Origin of the sequence: Bhargavaea massiliensis, assembly GCF_050480245.1 — a bacterium.
GTDB lineage: Bacteria > Bacillota > Bacilli > Bacillales > Anoxybacillaceae > Anoxybacillus.
The window spans coordinates 1-21,675 of record NZ_JBCNEQ010000074.1 but is presented as its reverse complement, the minus strand read 5'-3'; the positions used below and the strand labels follow the sequence as shown (position 1 = coordinate 21,675).

The 21,675-nt window shown below is 40.6% G+C and carries 27 protein-coding genes and 3 pseudogenes; 8 read left to right on the top strand and 22 right to left on the bottom strand.

Features of this window, described 5'->3' with window-relative positions:
• Positions 1-8: 8 nt before the first annotated feature.
• Positions 9-863, bottom strand: a complete 855-nt coding sequence (dapF, locus tag ABEV15_RS13000) for a diaminopimelate epimerase (protein ID WP_498853450.1) — start codon at positions 861-863, stop codon at positions 9-11.
• 142 nt (positions 864-1,005) lie between these two features.
• Between dapF and ABEV15_RS12995 the strand changes: the two are divergent.
• A pseudogene (locus tag ABEV15_RS12995) lies at positions 1,006-1,125 on the top strand (DUF2225 domain-containing protein); the annotation flags it as partial.
• 105 nt (positions 1,126-1,230) lie between these two features.
• On the opposite strand, the gene ABEV15_RS12990 reads toward ABEV15_RS12995, so the two are convergent.
• On the bottom strand, positions 1,231-1,470 hold the full coding sequence (locus tag ABEV15_RS12990; protein WP_429633695.1) for a YuzB family protein: 240 nt from the start codon (positions 1,468-1,470) through the stop codon (positions 1,231-1,233).
• Between the two features lie 165 nt (positions 1,471-1,635).
• On the opposite strand from ABEV15_RS12990, the gene ABEV15_RS12985 reads away from it, so the two are divergent.
• On the top strand, positions 1,636-2,703 hold the full coding sequence (locus ABEV15_RS12985) for an NAD(P)/FAD-dependent oxidoreductase (protein WP_429633697.1): 1,068 nt from the start codon (positions 1,636-1,638) through the stop codon (positions 2,701-2,703).
• A gap of 114 nt (positions 2,704-2,817) precedes the next feature.
• Here ABEV15_RS12985 and ABEV15_RS12980 read toward each other — a convergent pair whose 3' ends face one another.
• Positions 2,818-3,123: a YuzD family protein gene (locus ABEV15_RS12980; protein WP_429633704.1), complete on the bottom strand. Its 306-nt coding sequence runs from the start codon at positions 3,121-3,123 to the stop codon at positions 2,818-2,820.
• A 94-nt stretch (positions 3,124-3,217) separates the two neighbouring features.
• On the opposite strand from ABEV15_RS12980, the gene ABEV15_RS12975 reads away from it, so the two are divergent.
• A complete protein-coding gene (locus ABEV15_RS12975; RefSeq protein WP_003398276.1) occupies positions 3,218-3,454 on the top strand; it encodes a NifU family protein in 237 nt (78 codons plus the stop codon).
• 54 nt (positions 3,455-3,508) lie between these two features.
• On the opposite strand, the gene thrB is transcribed toward ABEV15_RS12975, so the two are convergent.
• The 5 genes and pseudogenes from thrB to yutH all read right to left on the bottom strand — a co-directional run bounded on the left by thrB (position 3,509) and on the right by yutH (position 8,144).
• The gene (gene thrB, locus ABEV15_RS12970) at positions 3,509-4,423 is read right to left on the bottom strand and encodes a homoserine kinase (RefSeq protein ID WP_429630367.1); all 915 of its coding nucleotides are present in this window, start codon (positions 4,421-4,423) and stop codon (positions 3,509-3,511) included.
• A complete protein-coding gene (thrC, locus tag ABEV15_RS12965) occupies positions 4,420-5,478 on the bottom strand; it encodes a threonine synthase (RefSeq protein ID WP_429635631.1) in 1,059 nt (352 codons plus the stop codon). Before thrC ends, thrB begins: the two co-directional genes overlap by 4 nt.
• The gene (locus tag ABEV15_RS12960; RefSeq protein WP_429630371.1) at positions 5,478-6,779 is read right to left on the bottom strand and encodes a homoserine dehydrogenase; all 1,302 of its coding nucleotides are present in this window, start codon (positions 6,777-6,779) and stop codon (positions 5,478-5,480) included. Before ABEV15_RS12960 ends, thrC begins: the two co-directional genes overlap by 1 nt.
• Before the next feature lie 164 nt (positions 6,780-6,943).
• A pseudogene (locus ABEV15_RS12955) lies at positions 6,944-7,057 on the bottom strand (D-glycerate dehydrogenase); the annotation flags it as partial.
• Between the two features lie 148 nt (positions 7,058-7,205).
• A complete protein-coding gene (gene yutH, locus ABEV15_RS12950) occupies positions 7,206-8,144 on the bottom strand; it encodes a spore coat putative kinase YutH (RefSeq protein ID WP_429630373.1) in 939 nt (312 codons plus the stop codon).
• A gap of 135 nt (positions 8,145-8,279) precedes the next feature.
• Here yutH and ABEV15_RS12945 point away from each other — a divergent pair, with 135 nt between their 5' ends.
• Positions 8,280-8,777: a phosphatidylglycerophosphatase A family protein gene (locus tag ABEV15_RS12945; protein ID WP_429630375.1), complete on the top strand. Its 498-nt coding sequence runs from the start codon at positions 8,280-8,282 to the stop codon at positions 8,775-8,777.
• Between the two features lie 29 nt (positions 8,778-8,806).
• Here ABEV15_RS12945 and ABEV15_RS12940 read toward each other — a convergent pair whose 3' ends face one another.
• The 3 genes from ABEV15_RS12940 to ABEV15_RS12930 all read right to left on the bottom strand — a co-directional run bounded on the left by ABEV15_RS12940 (position 8,807) and on the right by ABEV15_RS12930 (position 10,793).
• Positions 8,807-9,577 (bottom strand): 5' nucleotidase NucF, encoded by a 771-nt coding sequence (locus ABEV15_RS12940; protein WP_429635629.1) that lies wholly within the window; start codon positions 9,575-9,577, stop codon positions 8,807-8,809.
• Between the two features lie 92 nt (positions 9,578-9,669).
• Positions 9,670-10,305, bottom strand: a complete 636-nt coding sequence (locus ABEV15_RS12935; RefSeq protein WP_429635628.1) for a helix-turn-helix transcriptional regulator — start codon at positions 10,303-10,305, stop codon at positions 9,670-9,672.
• A gap of 47 nt (positions 10,306-10,352) precedes the next feature.
• Positions 10,353-10,793 carry a DUF86 domain-containing protein gene (locus ABEV15_RS12930; protein WP_429630381.1) on the bottom strand — a complete coding sequence of 147 codons (441 nt, stop codon included), beginning with the start codon at positions 10,791-10,793 and terminating at the stop codon, positions 10,353-10,355.
• Positions 10,794-10,910: 117 nt separating this feature from the next.
• Between ABEV15_RS12930 and ABEV15_RS12925 the strand changes: the two genes are divergently transcribed.
• Both ABEV15_RS12925 and ABEV15_RS12920 read left to right on the top strand, forming a co-directional pair.
• Positions 10,911-11,177 carry a DUF3055 domain-containing protein gene (locus tag ABEV15_RS12925; RefSeq protein WP_429630383.1) on the top strand — a complete coding sequence of 89 codons (267 nt, stop codon included), beginning with the start codon at positions 10,911-10,913 and terminating at the stop codon, positions 11,175-11,177.
• 38 nt (positions 11,178-11,215) lie between these two features.
• Positions 11,216-11,488: a cytosolic protein gene (locus ABEV15_RS12920; RefSeq protein ID WP_498853449.1), complete on the top strand. Its 273-nt coding sequence runs from the start codon at positions 11,216-11,218 to the stop codon at positions 11,486-11,488.
• Positions 11,489-11,659: 171 nt separating this feature from the next.
• Here the strand turns inward: ABEV15_RS12920 and ABEV15_RS12915 are convergent, their stop codons facing one another.
• On the bottom strand, positions 11,660-11,935 hold the full coding sequence (locus ABEV15_RS12915) for a YutD family protein (protein WP_429630387.1): 276 nt from the start codon (positions 11,933-11,935) through the stop codon (positions 11,660-11,662).
• 111 nt (positions 11,936-12,046) lie between these two features.
• On the opposite strand from ABEV15_RS12915, the gene ABEV15_RS12910 reads away from it, so the two are divergent.
• Positions 12,047-12,679, top strand: a complete 633-nt coding sequence (locus ABEV15_RS12910; protein ID WP_429630389.1) for a YhcN/YlaJ family sporulation lipoprotein — start codon at positions 12,047-12,049, stop codon at positions 12,677-12,679.
• Between the two features lie 43 nt (positions 12,680-12,722).
• Here the strand turns inward: ABEV15_RS12910 and lipA are convergent, their stop codons facing one another.
• On the bottom strand, positions 12,723-13,637 hold the full coding sequence (gene lipA, locus ABEV15_RS12905) for a lipoyl synthase (RefSeq protein ID WP_327850487.1): 915 nt from the start codon (positions 13,635-13,637) through the stop codon (positions 12,723-12,725).
• Positions 13,638-13,762: 125 nt separating this feature from the next.
• On the opposite strand from lipA, the gene ABEV15_RS12900 reads away from it, so the two are divergent.
• Positions 13,763-14,734: a M23 family metallopeptidase gene (locus ABEV15_RS12900; RefSeq protein ID WP_498853448.1), complete on the top strand. Its 972-nt coding sequence runs from the start codon at positions 13,763-13,765 to the stop codon at positions 14,732-14,734.
• A 109-nt stretch (positions 14,735-14,843) separates the two neighbouring features.
• Here ABEV15_RS12900 and yunB read toward each other — a convergent pair whose 3' ends face one another.
• The 9 genes and pseudogenes from yunB to ABEV15_RS12855 all read right to left on the bottom strand — a co-directional run bounded on the left by yunB (position 14,844) and on the right by ABEV15_RS12855 (position 21,184).
• Positions 14,844-15,590 (bottom strand): sporulation protein YunB, encoded by a 747-nt coding sequence (gene yunB / locus ABEV15_RS12895; RefSeq protein ID WP_498853447.1) that lies wholly within the window; start codon positions 15,588-15,590, stop codon positions 14,844-14,846.
• 52 nt (positions 15,591-15,642) lie between these two features.
• Positions 15,643-15,945, bottom strand: coding sequence for a YunC family protein (locus ABEV15_RS12890; protein ID WP_429630400.1), 303 nt, complete (start codon positions 15,943-15,945; stop codon positions 15,643-15,645).
• 53 nt (positions 15,946-15,998) lie between these two features.
• Positions 15,999-17,390 (bottom strand): bifunctional metallophosphatase/5'-nucleotidase, encoded by a 1,392-nt coding sequence (locus ABEV15_RS12885; RefSeq protein ID WP_498853463.1) that lies wholly within the window; start codon positions 17,388-17,390, stop codon positions 15,999-16,001.
• 22 nt (positions 17,391-17,412) lie between these two features.
• A complete protein-coding gene (locus ABEV15_RS12880; protein WP_498853446.1) occupies positions 17,413-18,231 on the bottom strand; it encodes a sulfite exporter TauE/SafE family protein in 819 nt (272 codons plus the stop codon).
• A 12-nt stretch (positions 18,232-18,243) separates the two neighbouring features.
• Positions 18,244-19,092, bottom strand: a complete 849-nt coding sequence (locus ABEV15_RS12875) for a DUF72 domain-containing protein (RefSeq protein ID WP_429635620.1) — start codon at positions 19,090-19,092, stop codon at positions 18,244-18,246.
• Positions 19,093-19,303: 211 nt separating this feature from the next.
• Positions 19,304-19,459: pseudogene (locus ABEV15_RS12870) on the bottom strand (transposase); the annotation flags it as partial.
• 79 nt (positions 19,460-19,538) lie between these two features.
• Complete coding sequence (locus ABEV15_RS12865; protein WP_374699887.1) at positions 19,539-19,598, bottom strand: hypothetical protein; 60 nt, start codon at positions 19,596-19,598, stop codon at positions 19,539-19,541.
• 84 nt (positions 19,599-19,682) lie between these two features.
• A complete protein-coding gene (locus tag ABEV15_RS12860) occupies positions 19,683-20,417 on the bottom strand; it encodes an ATP-binding cassette domain-containing protein (RefSeq protein ID WP_053532354.1) in 735 nt (244 codons plus the stop codon).
• 23 nt (positions 20,418-20,440) lie between these two features.
• On the bottom strand, positions 20,441-21,184 hold the full coding sequence (locus ABEV15_RS12855; protein WP_498853445.1) for a hypothetical protein: 744 nt from the start codon (positions 21,182-21,184) through the stop codon (positions 20,441-20,443).
• Between the last annotated feature and the right edge of the window lie 491 nt (positions 21,185-21,675).

Here is a 21,675-nt window from a genome sequence, read left to right as displayed (position 1 = left end):
ACTCCTTTTTAATAATAGTATACACCTGTACAAATCGTTTCTGCAGCACCACGCATCAATACATCGCCATTTTCTTTCCATGTAATATACAAATCGCCACCAGCTAAATGCACAACCGTTTCTTCATTTCGCTTCGTCTTCCCATTTAACACCGATGCCACAACAGCCGCACACGCCCCTGTTCCGCACGCTTGTGTCACACCCGATCCTCGCTCCCATACACGAAAATGAAGTTCACGCTCATTGACTACTTCCACAAACTCGACATTAATCCCTTCTGGAAAGCGAGCATCTTTCTCAACAATCGGTCCAAGCGTTGTAACCGGCGCATGTTCGATATGATCAACATAAAACACCGCATGGGGATTCCCCATTGACACCCCTGTCATATAATACGTATGTCCTGCAAATTCAATTGGTTCGTCAATGACAACATCGGTTTCTTTTCCTACCATCGGTATTTCAGCACGAGATAAACGGGGTTTCCCCATATTGACTTCCACGCTATTGACCTTCCCATCTTCCACAAAAACACGAGCTTCGACAAGACCTGATAACGTTTCAATGACAAATTGTTCCTCTTGAACGATGCCATGTTCATATGCATATTTCGCTACACATCTCAACCCGTTGCCGCAGTTTTTTCCTTCCGATCCATCGCTATTAAAAATACGCATTTTCACTGGAGCCACATCGGACGGACAAATTAAAATGAGTCCATCTGAACCAATTCCTGTATGCACATTCGCTACACGCTTTGCAATATGTGATAGCTCCTCCTCTGCTAAATGCTCTGTAAACATATTGACATAAATATAGCTATTCCCTAAGCCGTGCATTTTCGTAAATGAAAAACTTCTCATATTGTCCCTCCGCGTATCCGTTTAATAAAACTATACATCGTCACGATGAACGTGACAACTTTTTTACAAATATACAAAAAGTCACAGGCAATATAAAAAACATATGGTATAATGGTACTATCAACGATACAAGGCAGGGAACATGATGGACATTTTATATGATCGTACCGTCACGTGTCTTGTTTGCAAACAAACATATACAACAAAAAAAGTTCGTTCACGCTTCATCCGTCCGATTCAACATGACACTGACTTTTGTTCATATTATGCAAGCGAAGAAGCGAATCCGCTGAAAAAGGAATCGTCAATATGGCTTATGACCGCTGGCAAGAAATTCGAGAAGAAAAAAAGGGGGCACAATAGCCCCCTAAAACATTGGATTTTCTTCCATATATGCATAAACTCGCTCCACGAGCTGCTCCGCATTCTCTGCCGTTACAATCTCTCCATTCACCATCGCAAACAGCGTATTGGCGCATTTTCCACAGTAACCTAAACAACCGTATTCAATGATGTCTAAATTCGGATCTTTTTCAAGCTGTTCTAGCGCACGCTGCGAACCGTTTGCTAAATTGCTTATACAAAATTCTACGATCGGTCTTAACAATGTGTTCACCTCAACCTTATTATTGTAGCACTTTTACAAAAATGATGTAACATTCCTACATAAAAAACAGCTTAATCATTCATGTTTTCCGAAAAAATGTTGTTATTTTGTCACAATTTCGTTATACTTTTAATGGTCGAATTTTATCAAAAGGGGAAAGCTTCTATGAGAAACCTCGTGCTACTTGGCGGCGGATACGGAAATATGCGCATTTTACTCCGCATCCTTCCAAATTTACCAGAACATATTCATATTACATTAATCGATCGTGTTCCGTACCACTGCTTAAAAACAGAATATTATGCTTTGGCTGCTGGGACGATTAGCGATCAACATATTCGCGTCCCATTCCCAGAACACCCCCGCCTATCATACGTATTTGGTGAGGTCAAAAAAATTGATCTACATCACGAAGTCGTTCATCTCCAAGACGGAACATGTATTCCATACGATGACCTAGTTATTGGGCTAGGCTGTGAAGATAAGTATCACGGTGTACCAGGTGCAGACATTTTTACTTATAGCATTCAAACAATCGACAAAGCAAGAGAAACGTATCAAAAACTAAGCAATCTTCCACCACATAGCATCGTTGGTGTCGTTGGTGCGGGACTAAGCGGTGTGGAACTAGCAAGCGAATTAGTTGAGAGTCGTCCAGACTTACACGTTAAGCTATTTGACCGCGGCACACGCATTTTATCGATGTTTCCTGAACGGCTTAGCCATTATGTCGAGCAATGGTTTCATTCGCACGGTGTTGAACTTATTCGTCAATCCAACATCACGAAAGTTGAAGAACATACGTTGTACAACCACGATGAAGCGATCCATTGTGATGCGATTGTATGGACTGCTGGCGTTCAGGCGAATCGTGTCGTCCGCGACCTCGATGTCGAAAAAGACAGCCAGGGACGTGTCGTGTTAACACCACAACATCACATTCCAAATATGGAAAATGTATATGTTGTTGGAGATTGTGCAAGTTTACCGCACGCTCCAAGCGCTCAGCTTGCTGAAGGCCAAGCAGAACAAATCGCTCAAGTACTACAAAAACGTTGGAAAGGTGAAGAACCGCCGAGCGAATTTCCACCAATTAAATTAAAAGGCGTTTTAGGATCATTAGGAAAAAAACACGGTTTTGGCCTCGTCGCCGATCGGCCACTGATCGGACGCGTTCCTCGTCTTCTAAAATCAGGTGTTTTGTGGATGTACAAGTACCATAATGGATATTAATTCGCTGTTTTTATGTGTCATATGATTAGTATTAACATAACAAAATCACGATCTTCCTATGCTGAAAACACCTTAGATTTTTAATCAAGGTGTTTTCAACAGTCTGAGGGCGAGTTATTTCGCCCTTTTTTCAATCGCTTCATAAATGTTTTTTAATTTCGGATTTCCTTCATCAACGATCTCACCATCAATGACAACAACAGGATAAAATAAGTCTTCATCAATTACCTTTTGCGCAAGTTGACGCTTTTCTTCATCTTCTGGTGGATGAAAAATATCAACATACACGAACTTAAATGAATCGTTCGGATATTTGCGTGAAATGGCAGCTTGAAGCCATTCGTACGTATCTTTTGATGATGGTGCACCGACACAAGAGGCACAAATCGTCTCTGCCCCATACACACATATTTCAATCATATTTATTCTCCCCCTTGGAAAAAAGTCGAGTAAAGTTAATAGATTTTTTTTATCATGATGATTATAATAAAATTAGTGAAAGGAGTCGATGAAAATGGCAGATCAAGATATTAAACAACAAGTGCAAGAAGTGTTAGATAAACTTCGTCCATTTTTACTCCGCGATGGCGGGGATTGTGAATTAGTCGATGTAGAAGATGGCGTTGTTAAACTTCGTCTTCTTGGCGCATGCGGTAGTTGCCCAAGCTCAACGATTACATTAAAAGCTGGCATTGAACGCGCATTGCTTGAAGAAGTTCCTGGCGTTGTTGAAGTTGAGCAAGTATTTTAATGACAAAAAGGGTGTCCCTAAATGATTGGACACCCTTCTTTATGTTAGAAAAACTTATTTTCCTAACGCCATCCTGTATACACGACTACCTGTTGTCTCTACTGATAACATTCGAACGTCACAATGTGGAAACGCTACTTGTAACGAAGCATATACTTCTTTTCCTCGCCCTTGTTCAGCAAAACAGAGCACCGTCGGACCAGCACCGCTTAGAGCAACCCCAAACGCCCCGTTCCGCTTCGCTACTGTGCGTACGTGTTGTAATTCAGGTACAAGACGTTCGCGATACGGTTGATGAAATACATCTGCATCCATCATCTTCCCAACAAGCATCCAATTGTGCGTGAGCAACGCTGCGACAAGGACGTTACTAATGGCGCTTGCCTCTACTGCTTGCTCGCGTGTCAATGCATCTGGAAGAACGGTGCGTGACTTTTTTGTTTCCAACTCATATGTGGGAACAACAGCAATTAAATCAACCGGAATGTGCGGAATATGCACAAGATGTGTGTGCTCTTTTAAATGACTGCCGATTACTAATCCCCCGTACAAAGAGGCGCCAACATTATCAGGATGCCCTTCATATATGCTAGCCACTCGCATTTTTTCCTCTTTTGACAAACCGAGACGTCCAAGCTCATTGGCCAATTCAATGGCGGCTACAATCGCTGCGGCACTACTACCTAACCCTCGCGTAAAAGGGATATAACTTGATACAAACACTCGACAAGGCGGCAATATGACGCCATACTGACTCGCTAGCTCGCTTGCTACTTGATAAATTAAATTGTTTTCCCCTGTGGGAATGCTTTTCACCTCAGCCGTTCTCGGCACAAATTCCCACGCTTCAGCACGCACCACTTCCAACGTTAAATGCAACGATACAGCTAATCCGATTGAATCAAAGCCAGGTCCGAGGTTCGCTGTGCTTCCTGGGACAACTATTTTTAACATCTCGCCGCCATTCATTGGAGAACAGCCCCTTGAATGTGCGCAAACACCGCTTCCTCATCATTCGGCAAGACGATCGGTTGTATATTCGTTGCTTCCATCGCGACATTCGGATCTTTTAATCCATTTCCTGTAAGAACTGCAACAACACGGCTTCCTTTTGCAATTTCTCCGCTTTCTACTTGTTTCATCACACCCGCAATCGATGCGCATGAAGCTGGCTCAGCAAAAATTCCTTCTTCGCGTGCAAGTAAACGATACGCTTCTAAAATTTGCGCATCTGTTACCTCATCTATTTTCCCGCCTGATTCGTTTGCGGCTTGAACGGCGTATTCCCAACTTGCTGGATTACCAATTCGAATCGCTGTCGCAATCGTTTCAGGATTTTCAATTACTTCATTGCGCACAATCGCTGCCGCTCCTTCTGCTTCAAAACCGCGCATTTGCGGCAATTTTGTCCCATGCTTTTCATGAAATTGTTTAAACCCTTTCCAATACGCCGTAATATTTCCAGCATTTCCGACCGGAATGGCAAGAACATCAGGCGCTTGCCCAAGTTGCTCACAAATTTCAAACGCTGCTGTTTTTTGCCCTTCAATGCGATACGGATTGACCGAATTGACAAGCGTAACAGGCGCAATCTCGCTCAAACGGCGCACCATTTTTAACGCATGATCAAAGTTTCCTTGAATCGCAACAATTTCTGCACCATACATGACCGCTTGTGCCAACTTCCCAAGCGCAATTTTCCCGTCTGGGATGACGATAATGCAACGCATATTTGCGCGGGCAGCATATGCCGCTGCTGCTGCAGACGTATTGCCTGTCGAAGCACAAATGATTGTATCGCTTCCCTCTTCTTTCGCTTTGGCAACCGCCATGACCATTCCACGATCTTTAAATGAGCCTGTCGGGTTAGCTCCTTCTGTTTTGACGTATAACTCCACATCAAGCCTTTCCGACAAATGAATAAGCGGAATCAGCGGCGTATTTCCTTCATTTAGCGATAGCATTGGTGTTTGTTCTGTGATTGGCAAATATTCACGATAATGATGTAACAATCCCCTCCACATTACAACGCACCTTCCCCTTCTACTCGATACGAACTTTTCACTTCTTCGACGACTTCTAAATCGCGTAACTGTTGCAACACATCACGATAGTCTTTTAATGACGCTTGATGCGTAACAAGAACAATTTCAGCTAAATCTTTTTGTTTTAAAGGCAATTGTAAAATTTTCTCAAAACTCACTCCTCGTTCGGAAAAGAGCGATGTGATTTTTGCAAATGCCCCGACTTGGTCTTTCACATGAATGCGCAAGAAATATTTGGAGTATATTTCGCTATCGTCTTTTAATTGCTTAACGTATTGCGGAGTTACCGCGCTTCTTCCGTTCACACCAAGACGCATATTTTTAATCACAGCAACTAAGTCTGACACGACAGACGTTGCTGTCGGCAAGCTTCCTGCCCCCGGGCCGTAAAACATCGTCTCGCCAACTGCTTCACCATAGACGTAAACCGCGTTATATTCGTCGTTTACAGATGCAAGCGGATGAGTTTCTGGCAACAATGTTGGTTGCACGCCCACTTCTACTTTTTCGCCATTTCGATGGGCAATACCAATTAATTTCATCGTATAACCAAGCCGTTTACTGTAATTTAAGTCTTCTTCTGTGATTCCTGTAATTCCTTTGACGTACACATCTTGCAAATCAATATTCATCGAAAAACCGAGACGAGCTAAAATCGCCATTTTTCTTGCTGCATCTAACCCTTCCACATCTGCTGTCGGATCCGCTTCAGCGTAGCCGAGCGCCTGCGCCTCAGCTAACACTTCATCGTATGGCCGATTGAATTTGCTCATCTTTGTTAAAATATAATTCGTTGTTCCGTTCACAATCCCCATCATTTTCGTAATGCGGTCGGAAGCTAATCCATCCACAAGGCTGCGCAAAATCGGAATACCTCCAGCTACGCTTGCCTCATAAAACAAATCGCAACCGTGTTCAGATGCAACCGAAAGCAACTCTGTTCCGTATAACGCCATTAAATCTTTATTTGCTGTAATGACATGTTTTCCGTTTTTCAATGCTTCTAATATATATCGACGCGTTTCTTCAACGCCTCCCATCACTTCAATAACGACATCAATGTTCGGATCATGAATGACTTCTTCAACATTTGTCGTTAATACCGATTCTGGCAAAACGACATCTCGTTTTTTGCTGCGATCACGAACTGCGACCTTTTTTATATCGACAGGGCAGCCAATTTGGTGCATTAATTTATCTTGATGATTTTTAATAATTTTCACTACGCCGCTGCCAACCGTTCCTAACCCTAACAATCCAACTGACACGCTTTCTACCATCTTCTCCACCTCTTGTTTTTCTGTAATGAACATTTGTTTTTGTATAGTAGACATTATAGACGATCTCCATTTCATTTACAATCCTTATTTTCACTATCGTACCATATGAAAACGTTTTATGTTTAAAAATTTTCTAAAAAAATAAAAAAAAGAGCCAATGGGCTCTAATTCATTCGTACAGGTGTATAAGGCTCTTTTCCTTCTAACACGGCTATGACGTTTCGGCAACATACATCCATCATCGCATATCTCGTTTCTTTCGTTGCACTTCCGATATGCGCTGAACCTCCCGATGGCTAAAGCCACGGGGTTCTTGTGTACTATAGAGCTTCTTCCATACCTTCGCATGGATAGTAATAAACACATACGGCTTTCCCATATCCTCGACTCCTTCAGTACATTGTCCTTTGTTTTATTTTATCATATTTACAACCAATCGAGACGAGGAATGGACACAGTAGTCATGTCATGAAAATGACGAAGCTTTTGTTCATAAGTTTCCATCCCATCAAATACTTGTCGCAATTGTTGCGCATAGCTTTGGCGCATGTCACCTTCTGAACCATAATAGTTTTCAATCGCTTGAAAATAATGAAGCGGAAATAGTAAACGGGCATAAATCATTCGCCAAGCAAAACGGCTAAGCGATTGACTATGCTCATACGTTTGTAAAAAGCGGACAATCGTTTCGTCTGAGCGTGCTGTTAACCATTGCTTCCGAATCCATTCCGCAACATCGCGACTTGCATGATCAAACACCCAGTCTGTCGGTATTTTTCCAGTCTCCCATGTTTGTTGTGAAAACTGTTCATGACAAATCGTGGGCATATCGCTACGCATCGGAACTTCATCTAACTGTGTATCAACGACATATTGAATCGCATTTTCCGTAAAACCTAAATAATACGGAAACGTCTCAATAAACCGTTTATCCACATCATTTTTTTTAGGTGATTCTACTTGTAGTTGCCAAAATTGTTCTAATTGATCAATACGTTGTCCCCATAGTTCTCCCCATTGTCCAAATCGGCTACGCGATGAAACAGCATACGGATATGTGCGTCCACGCCGATGAAATAATGCGAGCTGTTGTGCAATATCGCCCATTTGCATCCGATTTTCAATTTTCCATACACTCACTTGTTCTCCTTGCAGCATACCAATGAGCCGCCCTGTTTTCGTCGGTAGCAACGTGGCAATCGTTTCATCACCTTGTGCTCGCATGTACATCGCCATGTAATATAATTGCTGCATATCGCTTTCTTTTTCATTTGTCGGCACCGCTACATAAATGTCGTCACCGCTCCGAACAATAAAACGATCGCCTATTTTCTCGATATGATCGATGCGAAAATAATAATCCATTGCCCATCCCTCCTTCTTTCATGTATATGTTTAATAAAATACGTATAAACTTCATATGAGTGAAGAAATCAACGCACGTTTCATAAAAAAACACATACATTGTAAAAAAATAAAATAAAGAAATAGGTGAAGTGGATGGAGGAAAAAAAGATAGGAAAAATGGAGCAAATTGCACGACAATGGCTCGCGGATCGTGGCGTAACAATCGAACATATTGCTGAACTCGTTTATTATTTACAATCTAAATACCATTCGAACTTACAAATGGACGAATGCATTCATAACGTGAATCGGGTCATTACAAAACGCGAAGTACAAAATGCACTTTTCACCGGTATTCAGCTCGATATATTAGCAGAAAAAGGGTTGTTGCAAGAACCACTTCAATCTTTTATCGCAAAAGACGAGGGATTATATGGGGTTGACGAAATTTTAGCGCTTTCGATCGTCAACGTATATGGTTCTATCGGTTTCACAAATTACGGTTATATTGATAAACAAAAACCAGGTATTTTAAAACAATTAAATGATAAATCTTCTGGCTACTGTCATACATTTTTAGACGATATTGTTGGAGCGATTGCTGCTGCCGCTTCAAGCCGTTTAGCACATCGTGCGGCTCACGTTGAATAGGTAAAAAAGGTGCCCACACTAGGCACCTTTTATATGCGTTCCATCCATTCTTTTAACGAATCAACAACATACGTTGGTCGTCGCTCATACGTTTGTAGCATTTCTTTCGTCGTCACGCCTGTATGAACGAGAAGCGTATCGATTCCGGCATTCATCCCTGCCATAATGTCGGTATCATAATTATCTCCAATCATTAACGTTTCTTCTTTCGGAACACCGAGCACTTCAAGCGCTTGCTCCATAATAATTTTTTCTGGTTTGCCAATAAAAATAGGCTTTGTTTGTGTCGAAACAGCGACAACAGATGTAAGCGAGCCGTTTCCCGGTAAAAGTCCACGCTCCGTTGGAATAGCAATGTCACCATTTGTTGAAATAAACATCGCTCCATTGCGAACAGCTAAACAAGCAATCGCTAATTTTTCATAATTGATGCTGCGATCAATGCCCATGACAACAACGTCGGCATCTTCATTCGCAAATGTAAATCCTTTTTCTTCAAGCGCTCGGCGAATGCCGTCCTCTCCGATGACATAAACAGAGGCATTTGGCTTCTTTTCATAAATATAATTCGCTGTTGCCTGACTTGTCGTAAATACTTGATCTTTCGTAGCAGGGATGCCGAATGTACACAACTTTTCCGCCACTTGTTCTGGCGTGCGAGAAGAGTTATTTGTTACAAATAAGTACGGAATTCCTTTTTCATAAAGGCGATGCACAAAGGCGCATGCGTCCTCAATTCGTTCTGTCCCACGATACATCGTGCCATCTAAATCAATTAAATATCCTTTATACGTTTTCACTTTTGCCACTCCTTTTGACAACTTGCACGTTCACACTTTAACGCAAAACAACGATCTTTGTCAAAAAGGGCGCAGCGAATGTCAACGATTGTTCATTTTTTTCGCTTAATATGGTAACGACACGCATCATCCCCATCGGCTAAACATGTCTTCGGAACAATTTCCGCCTCATGGATGAGCGTTTCAAACAACTTTCGTTCGCATTCGCAAGCAATTGGATACGCCTGAGCTACTTCAGCAATCGGACAGTTATGCTCAACTAGCTCAAATGACCCATCATCATGTTCTAATAGCTCCGACATATATCCATGCTCGTTTTGCACCACAACAAGCTCTTTTATTTTTCCTTCAAATGATTTATCGCCAAACTGCTGTTCATATAACTTTTTCATTCGTTCTTGCCGGTTTTGAAACAACTCCGCTACGATTCGCTTTCCGCCCATTTGTTCTAAATCAGCTAAAAAATCAAGCATCGTTTGCTGATAATGACGCGGAAAACGTTGATGCCCTTTGACGCTCAATTGATATACATTTGTTGGTCTTCCCATCGGTTGACGAACAAGCGTGGATTCAATCAGTTCTTCGCGCTCTAATGCACTTAAATGACGTCGGACAGCCATTTCTGTAATTTGCAATTGGTCCGCCATTTCACCAACTGTTAGCCGTTTCTGTACTTTTAACATTTTTAAAATTTGCTCTTTTGTGGAAGAGGTTTTTTTTCGCATCATGTTTCACCCTCTTCCATTTTAAACGATTTTCCCTATACACACAATTTTTAAACATTTTCGTTTAAAAAGGCGGACACGGGCCCAAGTTCATTGTGTAAATACGTGCGAACAGCAAGGGGAAATGACTCAAGTACTTGTTTATGTTTCCGCAATACTTCAAGCAATTCGTTATGCGGCACATCGATATACTGTTGAACGAGCTTTTTACGGAAACGAATGATTTGTTTTAATGCCTCGCCATCTTCAGTTAAAATGACACGTTCATCAACTAAAATGTCGATAATATCGTCATAGCCTCCCGGATCGCGCATAATAAAACCGTCAATCATCGCATTTCCAACATCGATGATCGATTCAATGATTACGTGTCCAATACGCTCAAGGGCGAGCTTTTCGACAGGTGTGTGAAACGATTGTTCAACATAATGAACAGTTTGTTCCATATATTGCAATGTTTTTTCGATTTTTTGACGATCAACAAAATACACCGGCGATCTCCCTTCCCATTTTGTTTTTCTTCTATTGTAGCATAGCGCTTTCTTTTACACAGCTAACAGAAATTTGTTAAGATGAAGAAGCAAACAAAAACATATGGAGGTTTGAATATGGAGCGTTTCTTTTTATATGATGATACAGTCGATACGAAAACACGTTTTGTCGGCTTCGCCGGCAAAACTGAGCGGTTTGATTTAGCGATCGTCCAAACGGATCGTTTTTATGGAAAAGTGCTTGTGCTTGATTTACAAAGTAACCGATATGCGATTATCGGTTCAGACGATTTGCAAGAACCTGGATACATTGAGCACGTATACAACTTAAACGAAGAAGATGCAAATGAGTTGCGGAGCTTCCTACATGAAATTGTCGGTTAAATGGAACGCTATGTAAAAAAAGAAAGGAAGAGCGTAACATGACCGATGAAACATATCATGATTTCTCAACGGTAGAAGCAAGGAAAAATTTTCTCGTTCCAGAGACGTTGCCAGAAGGACCGTACGGCGCCCCAAGAGGGAAAGATGAACTTGTACAAAACAAAAGCACCCCATGGCGAGAAGGACAGCGATATTACAGTGCGTTTAATTATGAGTACAAGTCGCTCCATCAAAACATTCCGCGCCAAGACCCGGGGGCACATCCCGTTCACGATGATCCGAATAAAAATGGACAACAGCCATATTCATAAGAAAAGCGCCCGCCTATCGGCGAAGAGCGCACAAGCCCAACCGAGGAGGTTTTCGCTGCCGCAGTGTGGGGCGAAGCGACTCGAGCCGATGGCGCGTGGAGCTAGACAGCTTCCTAAATTCTAAATTTTATACTTTCTTATCCTTTAAAAAAATAAGCCAGCACGTCTGACCTATTTTTTCACTTTGCGCAACACAAAATAAGCACAACCAAAATTGCAATATTCAAACAAATATTCCGATAATGTACTGATTTTCGTATCATATGTCGCTTTTTGATTATCATCATCAAAAAACCCTCGTAATCGAAGTTGATTATATCCCCAATCACCGACAATGTAATCATATTTATTTAAAACGTCTGTATAACGCGCTCGAAACGCTTCTTCATTAAAACCGTTGCGCACATTTTCCACAAGCTCATAACACGTATTATGAATGCAAATCATAACTCTCACCTCTTCTTTCCATTTCTATCATAAAACATGTCTTTCTCCCAAGCAATCATCATTATGATTCTTTCCATAAAACGAATAATAAGAAAGAAGGGGGGAGTTGCTTTGCGAAAAACGTGGATCTTGACGGGAATGAGCGCAATCGCTTTATTATCTGGATGCGCTGAGCTGAACGAATCAACCTCTTTGTATGAAAAGAGCGGAACAACGATTAACGTCCGTTCACGAAACGATTTATATAACGAACATGGCGTACGAAATGGTACTGATTCGCGGTTAACGAATTTTGGTTACGTTCGTCATCAGAAAAGTCCAATTCCAGGAGACACAACGCAGTATGCGACAATACCTGTATTAAATCGTGAAAATGTCGCTGATTTAATTAGTAAATTGTGCACACAGCTTCCAAACGTTTACGATGTTGGAACACTCGTCACAGATGATACCGTCTTTGTCGTTTACAAAACCGACAGCACGAATCGGTTTGAGACAGCCGATCAAGTGAAGAAAACAGCGATTTCTGTCGTGCCGCGCTATTATCACGTATACGTTTCGGATAATCCGCGCATGTTTCAAGACATTGAGCGGTTCGGCCGCTTAGACGCAAATAGTCGAAATGTCGATCAAATTTTACAACAAACAATTAAAGACATGCTGAAATCACCACAAGGAAGAAAAGTGAGTAGCGGTGAAAACGAAAACGGCGTGCAACGAGAAGAAATGAACATGATGCAATAAATGAAAAGGATGTCCCTTTCATATGAAGGGGACATCCTCGTCCTTACTCATTCGCTTTTGCCGATTGTACTTGTTCGTCTGCATGATAAGATGAACGAACGAGCGGACCAGATTCACAATGGCTAAATCCTTTCGCTAACGCTATTTCTTTTAATTCCATAAACTCATGCGGATGGTAATATTTTTCTACTTTTAAATGCTTTTTTGTCGGCTGTAAATATTGTCCGATTGTTAAAATATTCACTCCGACTGCACGTAAATCGTCCATAGCCTCTAAAATTTCTTCTTTCGTTTCACCAAGACCGACCATTAAGCTTGATTTCGTCGGAATATCCGGCTGCATCTCTTTTGCGCGACGTAAAAATTCAAGCGAACGCTCATACGTTGCGCGGGCACGAACGCGCGGAGTGAGGCGACGAACTGTTTCAATGTTATGGTTTAAAATGTCAGGACGAGCATCCATGAGCGTTTTTAAGTTTTCGTATACCCCTCCCATATCGGATGGCAACACTTCAATCGTCGTCAGCGGATTTTTTCGGCGAATGGCGCGTACAGTCTCTGCAAATACAGCCGCTCCACCGTCTTTTAAATCATCACGTGCAACAGCCGTGACGACAACATGTTTTAAATTCATTAAACGAACAGACTCCGCCACACGCTCTGGTTCTTGCCAGTCTAATTCCGTTGGCAAACCTGTTTTAACAGCGCAAAAACGGCAGGCGCGCGTACATACATCGCCTAAAATCATGAACGTCGCCGTCCGGCGAACAGCCCAGCATTCATGAATATTTGGACAACGCGCTTCTTCACATACGGTATGCAGTTGTTTTTCGCGCATCATCTTTTTTAAGCCTGTATAATGTTCATTCGTATTTAACTTTATTTTTAACCATTCTGGTTTGCGAAGGTGCTGTTCTTTTGTTGACATCATTTTCACGCTCCACTCGTTAATGTACATTACCCATTATACGAGTTATTGGCTTACAATACAAAACAGTTTGTTTTTCCAACATTTTTTATTTATGAAAACAATCGATTACCTCAAACTAATGATATGAACATCGGAGAAAGGAGAAAGAATGCGTGAAGACATTATGGTGCTTGATCGTTCTTCTTTTCATTCCGCTACAATCATTCGCTGCTACACCAGATGATCTATATAATAAGCGAATGGAGCTTTATAAAAAAGCAGAAGCAATTTCGTTGATCCCATGGTATTATTTTGCAGCGGTCGATCAGTATGAACGAAACATTCGCCAAGCGCGTCGAGATTTGCCGAAATTAACAGGAGTGATTGGCATTTACATTCCTCCTGAGCGCTGGGCAGGACCGCTCAATCAGAATAAAGAAGATCAAAATCCATTTACAATTAGCCAATTTGGTGGCATCGGCATAGATGGAAACGGGGACGGTATCGCCGATCGAACAAACGATGAAGACGTATTATTTGCATTTGCCCGCTTTTTACGATCATACGGAACAGACCATACGCATATTAAAATGGCGCTATGGGATTACTACGAGCGAAGCAAAACCGTCGATATCATTTTAGGAAAAGTGAAGTTATATAAACATTTCGGAACATTACAACTCGACCAATACGCATTTCCGATTCCGCGACGATTTGAATATAGTTATCGAAGCACATGGGGAGATGCACGCGGTTGGGGGGGACGGCGCATTCATGAAGGAACGGACATTTTTGCCCATTACGGCACACCAGTTCGGTCAACATGTTACGGCATCGTTGAATTAAAAGGGTGGAACAAATATGGAGGATGGCGTATCGGTATTCGCGATATAAACAATACGTACCATTACCTTGCACACTTAAACGGATTTGCCAATGGCATAGAAGAAGGTTCCATTGTGGAACCGGGCATGCTAATTGGTTCCGTCGGAAGCTCTGGGTACGGTCCACCCGGAACGTCAGGTAAGTTTCCACCTCATCTTCATTATGGGATGTATAAAGATAATGGCTATACAGAATGGTCGTTTGATCCGTATCCTCACTTAAAACAGTGGGAAAGACAAGAACGAATGAAAAAAAGATGAGGCATTTTGCCCCATCTTTTTTTATGACTGACGGCTTTTCTTTACTGCATGAGCGATACCCTCTAAATCATAGCTATACCGATCATCATGTACATTTTAATTGCTTTCATTATTTAACAGGAATTTGAATCGACGTATCTCCTTCTCCACCTTGATTGTAAAATTGCGGAACTTCCCCTTGAATAATTTGAATAGCGACAGGAATGTCGTTTCGAATCGTTGCCGTTTTTGTCGCAAATGGAATAATAACTTGCACGTTGACTTCAATATGAATGGCTATTTCTATTAAAGCATTATTAATTCCAAACGGACGAATACTTTTATTCACATCCGAATGAACATCGCCGATCACATAAAAGCGAACGGGGATGCGCGGTCCTAAGTTTCCTAATAATACGTTATTCGTTGCTTGTCCGAGCGGGATATAATAAATGATTCCTTGTTCTTGTTCTGTTTCAACTTGTACGTCTGGAAACTCGAGTGCTGATAATTTTCCTTCCGATGCCGCTTTTAAATTTAGCTGTACACGATTTGTCGTTTTGGCCAGCACGCGATTCACAACGGTCGTATTAAAATCAATGGCAGAAATTTTCCCGTGTTCATCTTTTTCAATTTTAATGAAGTTTTCGACATTGAACGCATCTTCAGCAATTTGTTGATTGATCGCATTATTAATGACTAAATTGGCTAAACGACGCGTTTCTTTTTCTGCAATTACCATAAGCGTTGGCCCAATTCCTCTATTAATAAACCAAAGACCCGCAACAGTCGAAACAATAAAAAAAACAAACGTTAATAAAAAAATATAGCGGACGGGTAGCGGTTTTCTTCTTTTACGCAGTTGATGATACAACAATAATCCCCTCCTCTCACGCTATATGTATGCGGTCGAGCAGGGGATTATTATTTTATTTCATACGAAGTAGGGCGTCTTTTCCTTTCATGCCACGTAAAATACCTAATTGTTCAGCAGCAAACGTAACGGACTCAAGCGGTGCTTCTAACAGTTGGTCAATTGTTCGCACCCCTACGGCCCTCCCTGCTATAATCCCACGATCACGCAATTTTTCATTTAACAACGCCACATCTAATGCCCCACACATAATGTATCCTTTATCATTGGTGACAGCTAACAACGTCGTTTTAGGCAACTGAACAGAAATGGCTGTAAACGGTTCTCCGTCAATCCATAACGGTTTGACCTCAATCATATATTCACGCTCCTTTCCTTTATTCAATGTATGAATAAAGGAAAGAAAAGTGCCTATCGTTCATACATGTTTTTTAGCTTCCATGCAAGCACGTCACGCAACATTTCTGGCATATAATATTGCTTTTTTGCACGATATATTTCAGGATATAAATGACCAAACGTAAACATATCAATTGTCGCCACCGCATACGTTTTTTGCTCATCAATTAGTTGATGATTAATGAAAATGCGACGCACATGTTCTTGACCGTCAACGAGTTGTTCTTTTTCAACAATAATGCGGTCATACACCATTTGCCCCATCACTTCGCCGCGAAATCCGAATCCTTTCATGCGCAACTGTTTCATCTGCTCTGTTTCTGCTTGTAAAATAACTTCTTTTAATTCGCTTCCGCGCAAATATACTTTGCACGGATTAATCGGATGCGGACAAATGCGATGAATGTCCCCTTTTGTCACGACACCTTTTGGCAGCGATGCAAGTAACACCCCTGCATTGACCATTGCCACATCGCCATCACACCATTCGTTTAACGCTTGGGCAAGCAGCGATGCTAGCGGAGACGGTGAAAACCAGTCAATATGCAGTGACTCAGGCAAGTGTACAATCGGTTGCGCCAATATTCGCGCTGCCTCGTCCATCATTTCATCTAATTTTCGTTTCGTTTCTACACATTCATGCTCGAATGCATCTGTATGTTGCACATGCGCAACCGCATCCACTTTTCTGTTTTTCTCATCTATCGTCAACGTTAAACAACCAACGTAATGAGCGAATTTCCCCGCTCCACAAAGCAATGTTTCATTCACTCGTTTTCCATGTTCGAATACATGATGCGTATGACCACCTAAAATCGCCGTTAATTGTGGAAACGTTTCTGCCATCTTTTCATCATCATTCATCCCTAAATGAGATAACAAAATAATCGCATCCACTTGTTTCGAAAGCTCTTTAATAAGCTGAGCAACAGTATCAAACGGATCAGCAATGCGCCATCCAAGCAGCTCATAAAACGTCTGAAATGGCACGGTCACACCTATAAACGCAATGCGGGCACGTCCAAACGTCATGATGACATACGGCTTCATCCAATGTGGGCGCTTTCCATTTTCATAAAAAACGTTCGCAACAATAATAGGAAATGTGGCATGCGCATATAACGTATCTAGTTGTTTGTGACTAAGCGTAATGCCTTCGTTATTCCCGATCGTAACCGCATCGTATGCTGCATCGTTTAAAAGAATAACATTCGCCTTCCCGTCTGATGCTTCTGTCAATGGATGAAATCGATCAATAAAATCACCGATATCAAGCAACACCATATGCTCATTGTTTTTTACGTGCTTTCTTCTTTCGTTTTTTAAATAATGAACAACTTTCGGCCAACGCTCAAAATGGCTATGGACGTCGTTTGTATGATAAATATGTATCGTCTCCCTCAACGCTTGCAACACACCTTTCCCTTTACAATCCAAGTCCTTGCATGATTAAACGGACGCCAAGCAAAATAAGTACGATTCGCAACAGCGTCACAACTGTTTTTCCTTTTAGTCGTCGATTGAGCCATGCTCCACATTTCGCTCCCATCCATACGCCCGGAATAAGCGAAAGCGCAAACGCCCATGCAACATTTCCTATAAACACATGAGTTAGTGAACTAACAATGGATGATAAAAAAACGATAAACATCGATGTAGCAACGGCTACGTGGGGAGGAAACAAAAATAATAAAATCATCGCAGGCACCATAAGCGATCCGCCACCAATACCAAAAAACCCGCCCACAAAACCAACAACAAACGCAATGAGCGTAGCGATGAACGGATTATAGCCGTATGTCACTTCCTCTCCTTCGTTCGTAATGTATGTCCGTACAACAGGAAATGTGCGTTTTCTAGACGGTGATAACTGAGATTGAAACATAAGTAAAAACGAAACAGCAATTAAAAATAATCCGAAATAAAGCGAAAAATATTGCATATGCACATGTTGATTCACCCATGCACCAAGCATTGCCCCCGGCCCACTGCCGATGAAGAAAAATAAACCGCTTTTATAGTCCACCATTTTGTGCTTCATATATGTTAAAGTTGATGATAACCCGTTAAAAATAATAACGACAAGCGATGTACCGACCGCCATTTGTGGTGAAATGGCTGGCAATACACGTGCAGCGCCTAAAAAAAGAAGCGCGGGAACGATAATCACCCCTCCCCCTAAACCGACAAGGCTTCCGATCGTTCCTGCTAAAAAGCCGATCACTAAAAGAAATATATACTCCATTGTCATCCCCCATTATGAAAACAAATCTAATTGCCGCGGTGCTAAGTTCGTATACTCAATACCTAACAACTGCAAAAACTGTTTTGCATTATCAGCGGCATCTCCACCCGAGTTATTGTTAAATAAGACGTAAATGTGTTCACATTTCGTTTGTAACATGCGAATATGCTGTACCCACTCTTGTAACTCTTGCTCGTTATATCGATATAAATAACGAACAGCGCGCCAATTTTCATCATCTCGTTTATTCCAGCCAGCTACATTCCGACCATGTAAACGAATGAGTGTTTTATGCGCATCAGTTGGATGAAGAACGGTCGGTACCGATCCTTCTCCCGCTTGCGGTTCATCGCAAATGCTATGAATCCATCGCTCTTCTTCCATAAAGCGCAACGTCTTTTCGTAAAACGGGGGCGAAAACCACGATTGATGTCGAAATTCAAGTGCAACGGGGACATCCCCCATTCGTTCCCGACACCAGCGTAAATAATGGACATGCTTTTTTTGGCAGTCAAACCACGGTGGAAATTGAAACAACACCATCGCAAGCTTATTTGCTTGCTGAAACGGCTCAATGGATTGCAAAAATGCTGTAAACATCTCCTCTTTGCTCGCATACGGAATATCTCCACGTTGATGACCCGTCATCCCTTGATACGCTTTAACGATAAATTGAAAACATTCCGGCGTTTCCATCGTCCATTTTTCAACGTTTTGACGCGGCTGAATCGCATAAAAATACGCATCGACCTCGACAGTTGGAAAATGGGCCGCATATGCTGTTAACTTATCTTTTGCGGCAAGACGTGACGGATATAGACGATCGTGGTCGCCCCATCCCGTTAATCCGACATAAATCATATTCATCACCTACATTTATCTTACCATAACATACAAAAAAAGCCGATGACCTGCATCACGCAGATCATCAGCTCGTTTATTACCCAATACTACCTTCCATTTCAAACTTGATTATTTTTGCTTGTTGCATGAGAAAATAACACCTTACAAACGTTGATTTATCAAGGTTTTTCGATTTTTCTTAATCAAACAAAATCATAAACCACAATATTACTGGAGAATATCTTTTGATCCATTTGTAAATCGTTACTTCAGATACGCCATATTCGCTGCTTAAGTCCTTAACTTTCCTTCCAGTACCGTAAAGATCTACCACCATTTTTTTGAAGTCTTCATTGAATTTTATACCAATATTTTGGTTACCCATAGGGACACATCCTTTCATTAGCATTTTAGTCAAATATTCAAAAACTGAACTAAGATGTGTCCATAAAAATATACTAGCATCACATATTAGAAAAATTAAGTTGGTTTTTAAACAACAAATGTTCAATGAAATGAGCTATTCCATTCGTCTCTTTTGTTTCATGTTTCCTCCAATAGAAACCGATTTAGCGTAGGGGATTTTGTCAATTAGTAGACGAAGACCATTAGACAAACATAGTTTCCTCATTTAATTCTCCCCCTTGCTCCTGTATAAACATTTGAAAAGCAATATCTGGATTCTCGGTATTATGTTTTCTTAAAAAAGACACGTAGTCTCCTTCATATAGAATCCTACCTTTATGTAAAAAATGTATTTTACAATCAATAAACTCTAGTTCATGGAGAATATGAGTAGACATAATAACCAACTTACCTTTTTTGACCAAACGGTTAATACTACTAAGTACGTAATTTCTAGTGTCAGGATCAATACCAGCAGTAGGTTCATCAAAAATATACAGTTTTCGTTCAAGTTGACAAACTGATTTGATAATAAGCCATCTTCTTTCTCCAACAGACATATCTCCTATTCTTACATCCCATAATCTATTCAATAGTTCTTTTTCTCTTGGCGTTAAGGATTCAATAAATGTCTTTAAACTTTTCGAAAAAGAAAAAGGTGTATCGCACTTAAGAATTAGGCGAACAATGTCCTTACCTTTCATAATCGACGGAAGAGGAACACCTTGCATTTGATATACAACATCCTCTTCTGCAAATGGACTATGAAACTGTGCAGAGGGTATAACACCACTTATAATATCTAATAATGTCGTCTTTCCGGCTCCGTTTAATCCTACAATTACATTTAATTTATTTGGATCAAATTCAATACATAATTGGTTTAAAACAGGGGATGAACGACCTTTATAGTAATGAGTTAGAGAGTTTATTTTCATATTTTCTTCTCTCTCCTTTTTATTTATATTCGACCTGCTTTAGGTGTAATATCTATTATTTTATAAGAAAAGACTCCTATTAAAATATAAACACCCATGATCACTACTAATGTATACGATAATGTTATATCCCAAACATGATTAGAAACTGCATCTGAAATAAGTTTAGATACATTTAGTATAAAACTAGCAGGATTTAATACTAATAAGCTTTTATGATTCACCTCAACATTTGCAAAATATATAAGAGAAGACATCAAAATAGTAAATATCGGCGAAATAGTTTCCTGACGATACGGCAAAGAACTTATACATAGAAAAAGAAAGAAAATAGGTAGTGGTACTATAATAGCTACTATGATTGCAATGCTTAATACAGAAAATACAGGTTGGTGAAACAGTAGAGCGCTTGCAGCAGTAAAAATAACAAGATTGATAGTGACAAAAAACCATTGTGACCCAATCTTTCCTAATATAATTGGTAGTTTATTACGAGCAATAAATTTAAACATCTTCAGAAAACCATTATCTCGAAGCATTAGAATAGAAATCCCTACACCGTTTATTGCGTTAATTAAAATCATAAAACTCCAATATAAAAAAATATTATTTTTAAATGATTGGAAGTTTGGAGGATTAGTCAACCAAGAAAGATGGTTAAATACCATGAAAAACAAAGGAATAACAAGTGTCCAAAGTAATGCGATTTTGTTATAAAAAACTTCTTTGTTAAACAAAATAAAAAACTCCCAGCTTTTTCTTAACATAAAACCATCCCTCATCTATTCTTAAATATATTTAACAAACAACTCATTCTTTCATACTTTGAAATACCTATTTTTTCGAAGGTTGGGATGTGTACGTGGTTTATGATGATCCTAATTAATCTAAACATCTATTTTTCTAACTTTACTTCGTATTATAGCGCATAAAATATCTAATTGTAAATCTTGGGAAATATTCTTTATATAGGTCATAAAATGGGATTCTAAATCAACGTATTTGTTCCCATAATCAACCAATTTTGAATGTTCAAATAAATAGCTATAGCTTTCTTTTAATTTACTATATAGACTCCCATGACAAAAAAATTTCGTCACCATCGGAAGGATGAAAACAACCTTCTGTCGAATGGTCTCCTTGCAGCTGAGGTCATGAGGTCGTTGTATCTATGGTACGTAAAAGTCCGATATATAGACGGACCCCAGTAGTCTGGTGCACTACGGAATGTCGCTCCCTTGAGGGAAGCACGCAGGAT

What these genes read in the sequence shown, in the direction of transcription:
- ABEV15_RS12960 (WP_429630371.1), bottom strand. Translation starts at nt 6,779, where the DNA reads ATGGTAGAAAGCGTGTCAGTTGGATTGTTAGGGTTAGGAACGGTTGGC.
- ABEV15_RS12875 (WP_429635620.1), bottom strand. Translation starts at nt 19,092, where the DNA reads ATGATTTATGTCGGATTAACGGGATGGGGCGACCACGATCGTCTATAT.
- ABEV15_RS12945 (WP_429630375.1), top strand. Translation starts at nt 8,280, where the DNA reads ATGGAGGAAAAAAAGATAGGAAAAATGGAGCAAATTGCACGACAATGG.
- lipA (WP_327850487.1), bottom strand. Translation starts at nt 13,637, where the DNA reads ATGTACATTAACGAGTGGAGCGTGAAAATGATGTCAACAAAAGAACAG.
- ABEV15_RS12880 (WP_498853446.1), bottom strand. Translation starts at nt 18,231, where the DNA reads ATGGAGTATATATTTCTTTTAGTGATCGGCTTTTTAGCAGGAACGATC.
- ABEV15_RS12890 (WP_429630400.1), bottom strand. Translation starts at nt 15,945, where the DNA reads ATGATTGAGGTCAAACCGTTATGGATTGACGGAGAACCGTTTACAGCC.
- ABEV15_RS12925 (WP_429630383.1), top strand. Translation starts at nt 10,911, where the DNA reads ATGGAGCGTTTCTTTTTATATGATGATACAGTCGATACGAAAACACGT.
- ABEV15_RS12935 (WP_429635628.1), bottom strand. Translation starts at nt 10,305, where the DNA reads ATGATGCGAAAAAAAACCTCTTCCACAAAAGAGCAAATTTTAAAAATG.
- dapF (WP_498853450.1), bottom strand. Translation starts at nt 863, where the DNA reads ATGAGAAGTTTTTCATTTACGAAAATGCACGGCTTAGGGAATAGCTAT.
- ABEV15_RS12860 (WP_053532354.1), bottom strand. Translation starts at nt 20,417, where the DNA reads ATGAAAATAAACTCTCTAACTCATTACTATAAAGGTCGTTCATCCCCT.
- ABEV15_RS12980 (WP_429633704.1), bottom strand. Translation starts at nt 3,123, where the DNA reads ATGATTGAAATATGTGTGTATGGGGCAGAGACGATTTGTGCCTCTTGT.
- ABEV15_RS12855 (WP_498853445.1), bottom strand. Translation starts at nt 21,184, where the DNA reads ATGTTAAGAAAAAGCTGGGAGTTTTTTATTTTGTTTAACAAAGAAGTT.
- ABEV15_RS12920 (WP_498853449.1), top strand. Translation starts at nt 11,216, where the DNA reads ATGACCGATGAAACATATCATGATTTCTCAACGGTAGAAGCAAGGAAA.
- thrB (WP_429630367.1), bottom strand. Translation starts at nt 4,423, where the DNA reads ATGAATGGCGGCGAGATGTTAAAAATAGTTGTCCCAGGAAGCACAGCG.
- ABEV15_RS12975 (WP_003398276.1), top strand. Translation starts at nt 3,218, where the DNA reads ATGGCAGATCAAGATATTAAACAACAAGTGCAAGAAGTGTTAGATAAA.
- yutH (WP_429630373.1), bottom strand. Translation starts at nt 8,144, where the DNA reads ATGGATTATTATTTTCGCATCGATCATATCGAGAAAATAGGCGATCGT.
- ABEV15_RS12915 (WP_429630387.1), bottom strand. Translation starts at nt 11,935, where the DNA reads ATGATTTGCATTCATAATACGTGTTATGAGCTTGTGGAAAATGTGCGC.
- ABEV15_RS12985 (WP_429633697.1), top strand. Translation starts at nt 1,636, where the DNA reads ATGAGAAACCTCGTGCTACTTGGCGGCGGATACGGAAATATGCGCATT.
- thrC (WP_429635631.1), bottom strand. Translation starts at nt 5,478, where the DNA reads ATGTGGAGGGGATTGTTACATCATTATCGTGAATATTTGCCAATCACA.